At 40.1% G+C, this 15429-nt stretch carries 13 protein-coding genes; 11 read left to right on the forward strand and 2 right to left on the reverse strand.

Annotated elements, in window-relative coordinates; translation table 11 throughout:
• Window positions 1–29 precede the first annotated feature (29 nt).
• The 6 genes from ispH to ffh all read left to right on the forward strand — a co-directional run bounded on the left by ispH (window position 30) and on the right by ffh (window position 4428).
• The gene (gene ispH, locus H9I37_RS04265) at window positions 30–887 is read left to right on the forward strand and encodes a 4-hydroxy-3-methylbut-2-enyl diphosphate reductase (RefSeq protein WP_187381229.1); all 858 of its coding nucleotides are present in this window, start codon (window positions 30–32) and stop codon (window positions 885–887) included.
• Between the two features lie 82 nt (window positions 888–969).
• Window positions 970–1413, forward strand: a complete 444-nt coding sequence (gene ndk, locus H9I37_RS04270) for a nucleoside-diphosphate kinase (protein ID WP_187381230.1) — start codon at window positions 970–972, stop codon at window positions 1411–1413.
• A 28-nt stretch (window positions 1414–1441) separates the two neighbouring features.
• Window positions 1442–2497: an NAD(P)H-dependent glycerol-3-phosphate dehydrogenase gene (locus H9I37_RS04275; protein WP_187381231.1), complete on the forward strand. Its 1056-nt coding sequence runs from the start codon at window positions 1442–1444 to the stop codon at window positions 2495–2497.
• Window positions 2498–2571: 74 nt separating this feature from the next.
• Window positions 2572–2697: a hypothetical protein gene (locus H9I37_RS11475; protein WP_255422487.1), complete on the forward strand. Its 126-nt coding sequence runs from the start codon at window positions 2572–2574 to the stop codon at window positions 2695–2697.
• Window positions 2698–2772: 75 nt separating this feature from the next.
• Window positions 2773–2898: a hypothetical protein gene (locus H9I37_RS11480; protein ID WP_255422488.1), complete on the forward strand. Its 126-nt coding sequence runs from the start codon at window positions 2773–2775 to the stop codon at window positions 2896–2898.
• 75 nt (window positions 2899–2973) lie between these two features.
• Window positions 2974–4428 (forward strand): signal recognition particle protein, encoded by a 1455-nt coding sequence (gene ffh / locus H9I37_RS04280; RefSeq protein WP_187381232.1) that lies wholly within the window; start codon window positions 2974–2976, stop codon window positions 4426–4428.
• A 90-nt stretch (window positions 4429–4518) separates the two neighbouring features.
• On the opposite strand, the gene H9I37_RS04285 is transcribed toward ffh, so the two are convergent.
• Window positions 4519–5241 (reverse strand): glycogen-binding domain-containing protein, encoded by a 723-nt coding sequence (locus H9I37_RS04285; RefSeq protein WP_222864178.1) that lies wholly within the window; start codon window positions 5239–5241, stop codon window positions 4519–4521.
• 160 nt (window positions 5242–5401) lie between these two features.
• On the opposite strand from H9I37_RS04285, the gene flcA reads away from it, so the two are divergent.
• Both flcA and H9I37_RS04295 read left to right on the forward strand, forming a co-directional pair.
• The gene (gene flcA / locus H9I37_RS04290) at window positions 5402–9349 is read left to right on the forward strand and encodes a periplasmic flagellar collar protein FlcA (protein ID WP_187381233.1); all 3948 of its coding nucleotides are present in this window, start codon (window positions 5402–5404) and stop codon (window positions 9347–9349) included.
• An 18-nt stretch (window positions 9350–9367) separates the two neighbouring features.
• Complete coding sequence (locus tag H9I37_RS04295) at window positions 9368–10018, forward strand: diacylglycerol/polyprenol kinase family protein (protein WP_255422489.1); 651 nt, start codon at window positions 9368–9370, stop codon at window positions 10016–10018.
• A gap of 15 nt (window positions 10019–10033) precedes the next feature.
• Here H9I37_RS04295 and H9I37_RS04300 read toward each other — a convergent pair whose 3' ends face one another.
• Complete coding sequence (locus tag H9I37_RS04300) at window positions 10034–10849, reverse strand: hypothetical protein (RefSeq protein ID WP_187381234.1); 816 nt, start codon at window positions 10847–10849, stop codon at window positions 10034–10036.
• Window positions 10850–10945: 96 nt separating this feature from the next.
• On the opposite strand from H9I37_RS04300, the gene H9I37_RS04305 reads away from it, so the two are divergent.
• From H9I37_RS04305 to H9I37_RS04315, 3 genes are all read left to right on the forward strand, one after another.
• The gene (locus tag H9I37_RS04305) at window positions 10946–11650 is read left to right on the forward strand and encodes a DUF2259 domain-containing protein (RefSeq protein WP_187381235.1); all 705 of its coding nucleotides are present in this window, start codon (window positions 10946–10948) and stop codon (window positions 11648–11650) included.
• Between the two features lie 264 nt (window positions 11651–11914).
• On the forward strand, window positions 11915–12988 hold the full coding sequence (locus H9I37_RS04310; protein WP_187381236.1) for a lipoprotein TP_1001-related protein: 1074 nt from the start codon (window positions 11915–11917) through the stop codon (window positions 12986–12988).
• Between the two features lie 85 nt (window positions 12989–13073).
• Window positions 13074–15356, forward strand: a complete 2283-nt coding sequence (locus H9I37_RS04315; RefSeq protein WP_187381237.1) for a peptidase U32 family protein — start codon at window positions 13074–13076, stop codon at window positions 15354–15356.
• Window positions 15357–15429: the final 73 nt, after the last annotated feature.

Below are 15429 nucleotides of genomic sequence, written 5' to 3' on the forward strand. Positions count from 1 at the left end.
TCTTGGCAAAATAATAGTATTATAAACTCATGAAAATTATCCGTGCGTCTGTGATGGGTTTTTGTTTTGGCGTTCGGCGTGCCGTTGAATGGGCAGAAAAGGCTCTCGCTGAAAATCCCGGTAAAAAAGTATACTCGCTTGGTCCCCTTATCCACAATGAAAGCGCCTTAAAAGCCCTTGAGGAAAAAGGTCTTGAAATTGTAGAAAGCGATGACATTTCAAAAATCCCCGACGGCTCTGTCGTAATTGTCCGCGCACACGGAACTCCTCCATCAATCACCGATAAACTTGAAGAGAGAGGATGCAAAATCATTGATGCAACTTGTCCGCGTGTAAAAGCGAGTCAAAAAATGGTAGAAAGATATTCTTCAGATGATGATTATGTTGTCCTCGCAGGAGATAAAAATCACGGTGAAGTGATTGGGATTTCAGGGTACGCAGGCTCGAATTTTAGTCAGATTCAAGATTACGAAGAAGCAAAAAATCTTAAAATAAAAGATTCCGATTCAAAAAACATCATACTTTTGGGGCAGACAACGTACAGCCCGTCGGAGTTTTCAAAAATCAAAGAACTGTTTAAATCACGGTTTAAAAATATAGATGTGATCAACACGATTTGCCCTGCGACAAATGAAAGGCAAAATGCGTTGATCGAATTGTGCAGCAAAGTTGACGGAGTTTTAATTATAGGTGGGAAAACTTCTGCAAATACAATCAGGCTATATCAAACTGCGGCATCAAAATGTAAATATGCGGCACATATTCAAAGCTCTGATGATATACCTCCTGAGTTTTTTAAGCTCAAAAATGTCGGCATAACAGCCGGTGCCAGCACTCCAGATGTCATCATCAAAGAAGTTGAAGAAAAGCTGATGAATTCGCAGTGATTGCAATCGAATCAAATTGAGCACCGACAACCGATTTATTTTCCTTGAAATCACAATCCAGTTTGTATATAATTAGGGGATTATGAGTAGATGTTTTACAATGTTAAAGCCGGGCGTAGTTAATCGTCGGCTTGTCGGAGAGGTTATTTCACGCCTTGAAAAAAAAGGATTCAAACTTGTCGGTTTAAAAATGGTACACGTGTCTAAAGAGCTTGCAAATGAGCACTATGCTGAGCATTCGGACAAGCCTTTTTTCAGTGGATTGGTCGATTACATCACGTCGGGACCTGTCGTTGCGATGGTTTGGGAAGCAGATGATTGCGTTGCCTTGATGAGAAAAATGTGCGGGGCAACTAAGCCGTCAGAAGCTGTTCCGGGAACTCTGCGGGGAGATTATTGTATCCACACAGAACGAAACATCATACATTCTTCTGACAGCGATGAAAGTGCTGAACGTGAAATCAATCTTTGGTTTAAAAAAGGCGAACTTTACAATTGGAAAGATTGCGAAGACGACTGCTTTTAATATAAATAATATTTTTAAGAGATGAATAATGGAAAGTAAAACTGTTGGAGTAATTGGCGGAGGTGCGTGGGGAACAGGTCTTGCCCAAGCGCTTGCACGCGGTGGACACAAAGTTCAGCTTTGGGCTTTGGAAGATGATGTAGTTGAGTCGATCAATAAAGAGCATGAAAACAAGCGCTTCCTTCCCGGATTTAAGCTGGAGAAGACGATGACTTGTTCAAAAGACATCATCGAAGTTGCTACAGATAAAGAATTTTTGATTATTGCATCGCCATCTCTTTATCTTGCGAGTACAGCAAAAAAAATTATCGATGTACCTAACATTGCAGACGGTTCTACAGTGATTGCCGCTCTTACAAAAGGTTTTGTTCCGTCTTCAGAAGGCGCAAAGCTTGTACTTGAAACAATAGAATCTTCTCTTCCTGAAATCTACAAGGACTGTACTGTCTACGTTGCGGGACCTTCTCATGCAGAAGAAGTTGCAATGGGTAAGCTGACCGGTCTTGTAGCCGCTTCTCTAAATCCTAAAAATTCAATAAGAGTTCGCGAACTTTTGCGTGTTCCGGGACTTATGGTTTTTTCAAGTTTTGACGTTGTAGGAGTTCAGATATGTGCTGCTGCTAAGAACGTCGTTGCGGTTGTGTACGGAGCTTTTGACGCAATCGCCGAAGAGTCTGATTTATTCGGTGACAATGCCGAAAGCCTTCTTATGGCGGCTGGACTGAACGAAATACAGATGCTCGGTTTTGCTATGGGCTCAACTCATGCAGAGACTTTTACGTCGATTTCCGGAGTTGGAGACCTTGATGTAACTTGTAAATCAAAATATGGCCGAAATCGCCGCTTTGGACATGATCTTGTAAAAACAGATATACTTTCCAAGTTCAGCGGTATCGATGATTTGATCGCGAATGTCTCAAAAATAGGATATCTTCCTGAAGGTGCAATTGCATGCAAATACATTCACGAAATTGCAGCAAAAAAAGATTTGAAACTCCCTCTTTCAAACGCTCTTTATAAAGTTTTAAATAAAGAAGCGACGATAGAAGAAATTGTAGTTTCGCTTCAGTCTCTTGGAAAATAAAAGATATCCGAAACAGCTTCGCGAGATTTATATCGAAATTTACATTGCAATCCGAAATATTTTAGGGGAACAAAATGTTAGAGAAGATAACAAACACATTCAGCGGAATAGTAAAAAAGTTGAGCGGAAAATCAACAATCACAGAAAAAAATATTGAGGATGCCTACGATAGAAGAACCGTTAAAAATATACGCGGTTAGCGTATATTTAGGTTCAACACAAAAACGGCTTGAGCGAGATTAATCTCGCAATCCGAAATATTTTAGGGGAACAAAATGTTAGAGAAGATAACAAACACATTCAGCGGAATAGTAAAAAAGTTGAGCGGAAAATCAACAATCACAGAAAAAAATATTGAGGATGCCTACGATAGAAGAACCGTTAAAAATGTACGCGGCTAGCGTATATTTAGGTTCAACACAAAAACGGCTTGAGCGAGATTAATCTCGCAATCCGAAATATTTTAGGGGAACAAAATGTTAGAGAAGATAACAAACACATTCAGCGGAATAGTAAAAAAGTTGAGCGGAAAATCAACGATCACAGAAAAAAATATTGAGGATGCAGTTGAAGAAATAAAACTAGCGCTTTTAGAAGCCGATGTAAACCTTTGCGTAGTTCGCCGATTTGTCAATTCAACTATCGAAGAAGCTAAAGGCGAAAAAGTCATAAAATCTGTCAATCCGGGACAGCAGTTTACGAAAATCATCTACGACAAGATGACTGCTATGCTCGGCGATACAAAACAAGACCTTCATTTAAAAGGACCCGATACCCAGTCTGTAATTTTGATGCTCGGACTTCAAGGGGCTGGTAAAACGACTGCCGCACATAAACTTGCTGCAAAACTCAAAAAAGATGGACGCAAACCACTTCTCGCCGCTTGTGATCTTGTTCGTCCTGCAGCGGTTGAACAGTTGAGCCAGCTCGGTGAAAAAATCGGTGTTCCGGTATATAAAGAAGATTCTAAAAATGCTGTAAAAAATGCGAAAGGGGCAATCGATTACGCTCGCAAAAACGCCCTCGACACAATCATCATAGATACTGCCGGTCGCCTTCAGATCGACCAGGAGATGATGGCCGAACTTGTAAAAATAAAAAAAGAGACCGCTCCAGTCGAAGTCTTGCTCGTTGCTGACTCAATGACTGGGCAAAACGCCGTAGATATTGCTAAATCGTTCGACGAACAGTTAGGGCTGACAGGCGTTATCCTCACAAAGTTTGATTCTGACGCGCGTGGTGGTGCAGCTCTCTCTCTTAAGACAATCACAGGAAAACCGATTCTCTTTATCGGTACCGGTGAAAAAACAGAAGATTTTGAAGTATTTCATCCTGACAGAATTGCAAGCCGAATACTTGGAATGGGTGATGTTGTTTCTCTCGTTGAAAAAGCGCAGGAAACTGTTGATGCAGAAGCTGCCCTTAAAATGCAGAAAAAACTTCAGCGAAATGAATTTACACTTCAAGATTATCTTGAGCAGTTTCAACAAGTCAAAAAGATGGGAAACATGCAGTCGATTATCGATATGATTCCGGGCATGAACGGAGTCGATGCGTCTCAGATGGATTTGGGCAGCCTTAAAAAAAATGAAGCAATAATTCAGAGTATGACATTTAAAGAGAGACTCAATCACCTTATAATAGGTCCGAGCCGCCGCAAGAGAATTGCAAAAGGTTCAGGAACTTCAGTTGCCGAAGTCAACAAACTTATCAAACAGTTTGAGAAAACAAAACTGATGATGAAAAAGATGATCAGAAATCGCGGCATGCAGGGCAGGATGATGAGTCAACTTGGTCTTGACCCGTCCGCAATGTCTGGTTCCGGCGGTTTGGGAGGTCTAGGAGGTGGATTTCCCGGAGGTATTGATCCGAGCCAGCTTAAAGGCATGGATATGAAAAAACTTATGGAGATGGCGAAAAAGTTTCGCTGATAAAGTTTCTCTGTAAAAAAAAAAAATAGATTCGCTGTAAAAAAAAATCGTCGTAGCGTCGTGGATAGATAACAATGAAAACGGATTCTGTTATCTTACTTCTATAACAGATGCGCTTCTGCCGTCTTTTGTGTAGACTTTATTAGGATTTGTGTTATCTAGAAATGCAGTCAGCCCAATATAATAATTGTAGAAATATTTTCCCAACGGCAGAGGCAAGTCAAGTTCATAAAGTCCGGGAGATGTTTCGTTTAGCTCGTAAATCCAAGAATCCCAGTTTGTAAACGTCCCTGCAAGTCTAACTTTTTGACCGCTTTCTCCTTTGTAGATAAAGTGCACAGTATCATTTTTTGTGATTTCCGTGTTGATATTGATGTTTTTCAAATTTTCTACTTTTGAAAAATAAAGGTTTACAGAGTCGTCGTATTCTTTAACAGGATTTAGAGGGTCTGTTGTCCAAAGCCCGTCAAATACCAGCCTGTACTTAATCTGAGTAAATTTGTGCTGCCGTTTATAGCAGTAAAACATGTGAACAGGAGTTTTAGTTTCGTCGTCGTTTGTTTTTGTAAGCACCTCAAAAGGATGAATCACTTTGTAGTTTTCAAAATCAAAAACGATTCCCACATAGCGATATTTGGGCGCCGCAGTGAAAATAATATAGTCATCGGTGATTACAGGTGCTCCGGGTTTTTCGATTCCGTGCAACAGAGTGTCGAGTTCAAAGTCTTGATAGTTTGTCAGTTCCGCTGCAAAAAGTTGTGTCGTCGAAAAGAAAAACACCGCAATTGCAAAAAAAAGTGATAACTTTTTCATACTTTGTTTATCGGAAATTTATTCTGATAGTTTAGTTTTTTTGTCACGATTCTGAATAAGAAAACAATCTAAAAATCGCTTAAGTAGAATCAAAAAACGTCCGTATATAAGAGTATAGTTATACTTGTAATTTAAGAGGGAAGTGGGGTAAAATTAAAGTATGCCAGGATTAAGTCAGCTCAAACATTTTAGCGATGACCTTCTTGCACTCGGAAATGAAGTTTCTGCTCGTGCAAGCCGCGGTGAACAGCCGGTCAAGGTTGAGATTCCGAACACAATAGAAGATAAAAACGACTCAGAAGACTTTGTTCTTGGTATGCCTGAAATTGAGGCGGAACACGAAGATACATCTGTTGACGAAGACCTTTCAGATTTGGCAGGGCTTGCAACTCCATCTAAATCAGATTCAAAAGAGCAAAGCGATGAGCCTGCCTCTTCATTTGAAGCACCCGACATGTCGACACTTTTAACTCCTCTTGCCACGTCTGACAATTCGGGAGCCAGCGCAGACATTCCAGACCTTTCGATGTTTGATGAACCTGAACAGCAAGAAACTGAACCGGTAGTCGAAGAACCTGAAGAAGTGTCAATCGCAGACATGAGCCTCGATGACCTCCTCGCAGGCGGCGGATTTGACCAGCCGGAGGAAGAACCTGAAGAACATGCTAAGACTGAAATTCCAAATATAAACGATTTTGAAGAAGTAAAAGATTTTGATGAAATTGGCACACCTGCTTTTGATAAGTCAACAGCCGAAGATGCCCAGTTGCTTGGAGAATTTGAACCGGGAGAAAAAATCCCTTATGACGATGATGAAAAAATTGCTGACGTCGCAGGGCTTTCCAGTGATGTAGGTTTTTCTGACGATAAAAAAGATGACGAAAATGATTCGGCTCCTGAAAATTTAGCGTCGCTCGATGATTTTGATTCATTTGATTTGCCCGACGATTTTCAATCTTCCGGTGAGAAAAAAGAACCATCTGCAGATGCTCTTTCTCCGGTTGACGATTTATCATCAATTGATGATTTGCCTTCTGCGGAATCTTTTGACACATCTGCAGAAAGCTCAGACATTTCTGACGATTTTGACATACCATCTGAAGATTACAGCATGCCTGCGGACGGAAATGACATACAGTCTGGCGACTTTGACTCGCTCGCAGAAAGCTTCGGCACATCTGACGACTTTGACTCGCTCGCAGAAAGCTTCGGCACATCTGGCGATTTCGATGTATCTGCAGAATCATTTGATGCGCCTGCTGCTGATTCTCTTTCACATGAGGAAAGCGCTGACAAACCTGCATCCGCTGACAAACCTGCATCCGCTGACAGCTCTTTTGCAGCCACTGACAGCTCTTTTGACGATATGTCTCTTCCTGACGACTTTGACTTATCCGGAGGAGAGCAGTCAGAACACGCAGATGTCCGGGAGCATAAAGACGACTTTGACTCTCTCGACGAAAGTCTTGCCGCACCTAGCGAAGAGATTGCTTCCGCTGACGCAGAACACGCAGATACAAAAATCGAAGATACAAAACAAACTGAAGATGATTCCGGTTCTGTCGGTTTAGAGCCGTTTGACGGTTTTGATTCATCCGATTTGCCCGATGATTCAAAATCTTCTGGTACAAAAAAAGAACCTACTATTGACGACTTACTAGGCGGACTTGATTTTGATACTCCCGATTCATCACAGCCATTTGATGATTCAGACTCGACAGCTGCTGCCGTAGACGCTACGGAAGATGTCGGCGACATTGAAATCCCCGACACAGATGAAAAAACAGAAAGCGATGATGTTGAAGATTCGGAAAGTGCAGACACCGAATCGACAGAGCCTCTTGAAATATTCGATACATCTGAGATGGATGGACTTGATTTTGGTATTCAAGAGACCGATTCACAATTAGGCGGAGGAGACAGCGGCTTTGATTCAGATAATAACGACGACTTTTTGAACAACGGTGAATTTGAAATCAGAGGATTTTCCGATGTCGATATTGCCCACGACAAAAACAAAAAAGTAACAAAACTTTTAACTTCAAAGGATAAAGATAAAGGCAAAGGTAAAAGAGCAAAAAATATCGATGAAGCTGACTTTTCTGATGCTGAAGAAAGCGAAGATTTACCTCCAAATACGCTCACCGACGCACAATACAAAGAGTTCTTAAAAAATCTCTCTGAATATCCTCTCAATCTCAGGCTTGCTTTCGAGAATTTACTTGTTCAAGATGAATTTACAGATGATGCCGAATTCGAAGTCATTGAAAAAATCTTAAAAAAAGCGCCTGCACGTCAGGTTGCAAGTATGCTGGAAAAGATGATGGACACATCTATTCCAATTCCTCGCGATTTTGAACACCGTACAGCAGCCGAATACGATGCTTATAAAAAATCATTGTCTTATCAGCTGCGAAATAAAATTATTCCCGGAATGCTTGTGGGAATTATGATTTTGCTTGCGAGCTGGGGACTTTTCAATTTTGGAAAATACTGCATATACAGACCTATAAAAGCGAACGGATTGTACAAACAAGGATATGCGCTTTTGCAGGCAGATGAATACCCTCAGTCCGAAATGAAATTTGAAGAAGCTGTTTCATATAGAATCAACAAAAAATGGTTTTTCAATTATGCGCGTGGATATCGGCAGCACAAACAGTATCAGCGTGCCGGAAAAATGTATAAAAATATCCTTGCGTATTTTAAGCACGACAAAACAGCAGGTATTGAATATGCCGATATGGAATTGAACGACCTCGCAAACTACGAACGCGCAGAAGAAATTGTAAAACGCGAAGTCCTCGACTGGCATATAAACGACGCTGACGGAATCTTAAAACTCGGCGATGTATACCTTGAATGGGGCACAGAAAAAGATCCTTCAAAACTGGAACTCGCTCGAGCACAATATGCAACTCTTATACAGCTTTACAAGCCGAACGATTTGTATCTTTCAAGGATGATGCGTTATTTTATCCGTTCTGATAATTTACGAGAAGTTTTACAATCTCAGCAAAGATTTGAACCTCGTGAAAAATCATTGAATTCCGACGATTGGGCGGAATTGAGCGGCTATCTCCTAGACAAATATTACGGACCGCTTGCTCCATCGGAAGAGTATCTTCGTTATGAAATTGAAGGGCTTCGCGGACTTTTGCTGCGGGCAGTTAAGACAAATCCGAACAATCCTGTTGCGCTCTACAATCTCGCTAAATATTTTATAAATTCAGGTGAAACAGGCGCAATCGAGAAGACTTTGCAGACTGCAATCGAAAAATTTAATACTGTTCCTTCTATGAAAAGACGCGATGTGTATAAGTATATCGACGCTTACAGGCTTCTCGGAGAGCATTATATAACAACGACCGATTATCTGCAGGCGCAAGAACAGTTTGCAGAAGGTATTTCATTGTTCACGACAGAACGCGATAACGCAGGTTTTGAAGGCACTCCTGCTATCGGAAAACTTTACAAAGACATGGGCGACATCAAATATTCAATTTCAGGAGATTATGACGACGCTTTGCTCAATTACAAATATTCTGTTGAACTTGAAAACGACAGCCCTGCAATCCGTTACCGAATAGGTTATATTCAGTACAAAAACGGCAATTACCTTGAAGCGCTCGGTTCATTTATGAAAGCCGGAGACGGAAATGTAAAAGAAAGAAATCTTCTTCTCGCAATGGCAAACACGCTTTATCTGCGTGGCGATGATTATGCGGCTGAAGGCTATTACAATCAGCTTATCGATACACTCGATCGTGAAATCGCCGAACGAGGTCTTGTCCTTCCTCAGATTAACGCAAAAGATTACGTCGTCGTAAATACTTATCTTTATGCTTCTAACAATTACGGTGTCACTTTATACAAACTTGCAAAAAGGACGGGAAACAGCAAACTGAACGGCGAAGCGATTGTTCAGTTCAGTCAGTCTGTTCGTGCGTGGGATGCGCTTACCCGCAATCAGGAAACTCTCGTCAGACTTAGTGGAAGCAACCTTGCAGAGCAGAACATTCAATATATAACTCACCCGATTCCGGAATTTGAACCGGCTGTATATACTGAAATTTCTAAAACGCTGCTTGATAAAGAAAAACTTTGATATTAAAGCCGGTAGTTTATGCGAAGTATAGATGATAAGAACACTGTTCACACTTTTCAGGACAGAATGCTCTCTGGAATGGTTGAGCGCCAAAAGTTCAACAGCCTTTTAAAAGAGCTTTTTAGAAAATCAATTCATATTTGTTCAGCTTTTGTTCCTTATTTTTTGAGCCTTTTTTACTGGCAGGTGATAACTTTGCTTTGCGTTGTTCTGATTGTTTATTCAATCAGTGAAATATTCCGTTTAAAAGGCTATACGATTCCGCTAGTCTCAAAGATAACTGAGACAGCAGCGCGAAAACGAGACGCAAATAAATTTGTGCTTGGACCTGTGACTTTAGTGTGCGGTATTATGCTGGCTTCTTTGCTGCTCCCATTGGATTGCGCTCGTGTTGGAATTTTTGCCCTTTCTTTTGGAGATGGGCTTGCAAGCCTCACAGGCCGCTTTTTAGGAAAAGTTTCAATTCCGTTTTCCGGAGGAAAAACAGCAGCCGGAAGCCTTTCGTGTTTTTTTGCAGTCTATATCTCTACATTTATTTGCAGCGGAAACACTCTTGTCTCGCTTATCGTCGCTTTTGCTGCGATGATTATTGAATTGCTTCCAATCAAAGATTTTGACAATCTTGTAATTCCAATCTCAATCGGCGCTCTTTTTATGTTTTTACGCTGATAAAATCTGATAAAATTAATCAAGCCACAGGTAATGATGATGAACTTCTCTTATGTAAACAGCAGTTCCAAAACACAAGAGAATCGGACCTAAAATTGCAGAAATGATATTCGAACATGCAAACACAATGTAATATCCTATTATCATCGTTGAAAATCCTAAAGTAATCTTTTGGCTGCATTCATTTTTCCTATTATTCAAAAATAAGGTCAGAGTACACAGCACAGAAATTATGACAGAAAACGCAAAAATGCTTTTAGAAAGTCCGTTTGATATCCTAAAATTCGAGAAAATAACGGCAGAGTTTAACGGGATTATTTTAGAAACGAAAATCGAAAGGATGATCAGCACAATGCAGTACCTGTCAGTCTTTTGACGATATTGCTCAGAAGAAAAAAAGACTGTACCCATCAAAGCGAGCGGAGCCAGAAAATATGAAAAGAGCTGGATATTTCCCTCTGTTATAAGAATGGTAGAATACGTTCCTGAAAGATGAAAAAGAGGAACAAATAGTCTTGTTGCATTTATAAAACATGCTGCTAAAAACAAAAGAAAATAAACAATATCAGGTGCCTGAGTTTTTTCAAAACTGTGATAAATTATATTAGTCGTCACCGCAACATAAATGAGCTGAAAAAATATTCCAATAAAAACACAGAAAAAATTATCTTTTGTCAAAAAGTTCGTGCCGGAATCTTTTATATATGTTTCGGGGATTGTCAATGAGCCTGTAAAATATTGCCAAGCAACCACAAAAGCGCTTAAAAGAAGAAAAATCGTTGTGATGATAAAAAAAATAAATGTAATTCTGTTTCGCACTCTGACTGTCATATTAAAAATGATAGCGAGAAGATAAATAATAGTAAAGAGTAAAAAAAATCAGCCGAAAATCTAGTAATGGCAAATAGAACGGGAGGATTTTATTTTATGAAAAAGTCTATCATTTGCAGTTTGCTTTTAGCATTCGGATTTACAGCATTGTCAGCAGGCGATGTCGCAACTTTTGTTGATAAAGGGTTCTCAACTGACGGCAAGTATTATGTATTCGGACAGTATGGTAAAACAGATAAAAAATTTCAGGGTTGGGCAGAAATCTATCAGGTTGACATTGCGCAAAACGATTATGTAGATAAAGGACTTTTTAAAACAAAACCGTCTGCCGTTACATCAGATAAAAACGGATACGATGTGTATCAATCGTTGGAAGCTGCAAGTTTTTATTATTATAAAGATATAAAATTAGAAACTGCAAATCCCGATCATGTGCTGTACATTTTAGACGATGTGAACAAAACAGGCGAAGACGAAATCATATTTAAGGACTTCCGCACTGCCGATATTGAAAATCAAAATACATATAACATAAAACTTTATCCGACTGTAACCGGTAAAGGCAAAAATTCAAAATCATCTTTTTACATCATGCTGGAAATTAAAGATAAAAACGGAAATATTGTGACGAGCCGAAAAATCGGTTCTCCAGATATCAGGCGCAAAGGCGTTACAAATTACAAAATCGAACGCATCTTCTGTGATTCAACTGAAAAAAATCTAATCTTCGTAATCGAAAAGATGCTGGAAGATGATTCAGGAACATCGATAAGATACATGGTAGAGGCGGCAAAGTTTTAACTAATCTCAACGCTGATTGTGTTTAAAGTTAAAATCCGCAGTTTGTTGCTGTTCTGAAAACGGCTTCCAAGCTTCGCTTGTGCAGATGTTTTCTGAAAAAAATAGCGGGAATTTTGTCAAAAATCGCATCTTAAAACCTATTATATATATGAGACTATAAAAACCCGGACAGTTTTTCGGTAGTCTCATGCAAAAAAGCGCACATTTTGAAAGAGAGCTTTCATTGCGCAACTGTTTTTGCTTTTGCAGGGCAGGAGGTTTTAAGTGCTCAATTTAAATAAATCGAAATTGAAAGTTGTCGGAGTCCTTGCCGTCCAGACAATCATCCTTTCAGGCATCACTCTTTTTGCTGTCTTTCCTTTTTCATGCAAAATTACTCAAGAAGGAATCGAAATTATCGGTGGAGACTATACTCCGCCGTCAATCGTAGATTTTTCTGTCATAGACGATAAAACTGTAAAAATGAATTTCTCAGATGCTGTGAAATTGAACGAAGTTATAGTCAGCAACAATACAGATAAAATTAAAGCCGATGTTGAGTACATTGACGACAAAAACAGCGTGCTTTTTAAGTTTGAAAAAGAGACAAAAATTGGCAATCGTTATGAGCTGTTCGGCGTCGTCGAAGATAAAATCGGCAACACTTTGACTTTTTGTATCCCGTTCACAGGCTATAATTCAAAGCTGCCAAAAATCGTAATGACTGAAGTTCAGATAAAAAAAGGAACCGGAAAAGAGAACGGTGTTGAAGTGTTTAGAGGTGAATTTGTAGAATTGCTCGCACTTGAAAACGGAAATCTAGTGGGGCTCGAATTGCACAGCGCTTCAGACGGGGTTGCAAAAAAATATGTTTTTAGCCCTGTTGAAGTAAAAAAAGGGGAAATCTTAGTCGTTCATCTTCGGAAAGCCGGTGACGGCTGTATAAATGAAACTGTGAATTTAGATGAAGCGACTGCTCCTTTTTCAAAGAACGGAGTGAGAGACTTGTGGTCTGACAACACCGGTGCGAGATTTAACGATACTTTTGATGTTATCTACCTTCGCAACAGCGTCTCTGATAAAATAGTCGACGCTTTGATGTATGCACAGCCTTCCGTTTCTGAATGGAAAAGCAATGTTTCTGAAGTCGTAGAAGAAGTTGTAAAAAGCGGGATATATTCTGACGGCTCAATTGACAATGCCGTGTCGAGCAAAGGCTGTTCCGCTTTGAAATCACTTACAAGAACAGATGCGCGTGCCATCTACAATGATTTAACTAATGGTGGCGTAATCTCGTACCCATGTAAATGCAATTCAAATACATGGGAGATTAAACCTGTGTCTCCCGGAATTCTCTGATAATCAATCTGATTAAACTTTGTGCGAAACATAAAGGCAGGGGCGGCGCTTTAGTATTTTTCGATTATATGATACATTCTCTACTATGGTAGAATTATTAGCTCCTGCGGGAAATATCGAATCGCTTGAAGCCGCAATCGGTGAAGGGGCAGATGCTGTTTATCTTGGTCTCAAAAGTTTTAACGCGCGTATGCGAACGACAAATTTCGCATGGAATCAGTTTGAGGCGGCTGTTGAAAGCATTCACCGGCAGAATAAGAAAATCTATGTCACTGTGAATACTGTATGTGAAGAACGCGAGACTGAAAGGCTCTATCGTTTTCTTTCATATTTAAATGAAGTTGGTCCGGACGGGCTTATCGTTCAAGATTTTGCTGTGATGCGCATGGCTCAGGAATTTTTTCCGAATATGGAACTTCACGCGTCTACTCAGATGAACGTTGAAAGCTCAAATGCTGTTCGACTCCTTAACGACAATGGAATAAAAAGATGTGTTTTGGCACGCGAACTCGGTCTTGATGAGATAAAAAAAATTAAACAGGAGACTGGTTCTGAACTTGAAGTGTTTGTTCACGGGGCTCTTTGTGTCAGCGAGAGCGGGCTTTGTCTTTTTTCGAGTTTTCTTGGCGGAAAATCTGCAAACAGAGGAATGTGCACGCAAGCTTGCCGTCGTCTTTATACGGCTGATGTTCCCGGCGGAATCAAACAAGGATATTATTTTTCTCCGTGCGATTTGCAGTTGATAGAACAGATTCCCGACCTTATCGAAGCTGGTGTCGACTCATTCAAAATTGAAGGGCGAATGAAAAGCGCAGAATATGTAGGCAGCGTTGTCTCCGCATATCGCTATGTGATAGATCATTATCAAGAAGATAAAAAAGGTGCGCTTGCGACAGGAAAACGAATTCTTGCCGGCGACTTTGCACGGAGCAAAACAAACTATTGGTACGGATTTAAAACTCTCGAAGAAGGAGTTGATAACGCTGCCGATAAAATTTTGAATCCTGACCAAGCCGGCGGAACGGGCATTTATCTTGGAAAAATTGCCGCAGTCAAAGCTGCTGACAAAGAACTCGCCAATGCAATTCGCGAAATGTTGCCGGAAGACGCAACCCCTGAACAGAAAAATATCATGATGGCAGAACTTCGCGGTGGCAGTTACGACCCTGACCCCGGAGATTCAATCCGCATCCATAAAAAAGATGACTCAGGACGTGTGAGCCACAAAATCAAGACTGTTGAAGTAGATGAAGAAACAGGAAAACGTTTGATAGACATTCCCGGCAATTTTGGTATCGGTGATGAAGTTTATCTGCTTCAGATAAAAGCTGGCTCAAAGCGTTACAAACGCATTCTTCCAAGTGATATAAGCCGTTACAGAAAACAGCCTAAAGATGAAATTCTTCCGATTCTCGATTTGACTCCCGTAAAAAATAAAGAACTTTCGTTTTTCCCTGAAGGAATATATGTTCAGGTTTCTTCAATCGCTGATGTTTTTGCAATTCAGGGGCTCAATCCTGTTCGTGTGATAATAGAATACAATTCAGATACAAGCTTTGATATTTTAAATCATAAAACTGTTTTGCCGTTTTCTAAAAAGCAGATTTTCATCTCTCTCGACCCGTTTTGTTCCGCTTCGCAGGAAGATAAACTCAAAGAAGATCTCGACAGGCTTATCGCAGACGGGTACAACAACTTTGTCGTAAACAACATCGCCCACATTCAGATGTTGAAAAAAACTGATTCAAATGTCGTCGCGGGACCGTATCTTTATACTTTCAACAGATGGGCTGTAAGTTGGCTTGAAAATCAAAATATCGGTGCATTTATAATGCCTTATGAAAATTCAAAACGCAACCTTGAAGCGACTTTTGAACCTCAAGTCCGAAGCCGTGTCCTTGTCCCTGTTTTTGCTTATCCTGCGCTGTTCAGGATGCGGTTTAAATTGCCGGAAGATTACAATTTTACTTATTTTGAAGATAAGGAAGGTACAGAATTTAAAGTGAATTCTACAAAAGACGGTTCTTTTGTTATGCCTGAATCACCTTTTTCGATCCTCGACAAGACGGAATACATCACAAAATCAGGGTTCCGCAAGCTTTTGATTGATTTTTCTAAGACAAAAGTAAACCGCAGTCAGATTAAAGCAATCCAATCGTCGTTACAAAAAAAATCAATTTTGCCGGATATTTCAAGGTTTAATTGGAAAGAAGGTTTTTATTCTCAACAGCAGATGGAAGAATATCGCGAGATGAATGAAAAGCAGGTTTCTCGTGTTGCTGAAAAAGGCGGAAATCGTGTCGGAAAGCAAGGTAGAGCCCGCTTGAAAAACAGTGGATATAACTCTCAGCATGGCAAAAGGAAATAGTGATAAACAAAGTGTGAGAAAAACTTAATCGCACAAAATCGATGTTTTGTTTTGAGATATTTCAATCACACTT

It is taken from the genome of Treponema sp. Marseille-Q3903 (assembly GCF_014334335.1).
GTDB lineage: Bacteria > Spirochaetota > Spirochaetia > Treponematales > Treponemataceae > Treponema_D.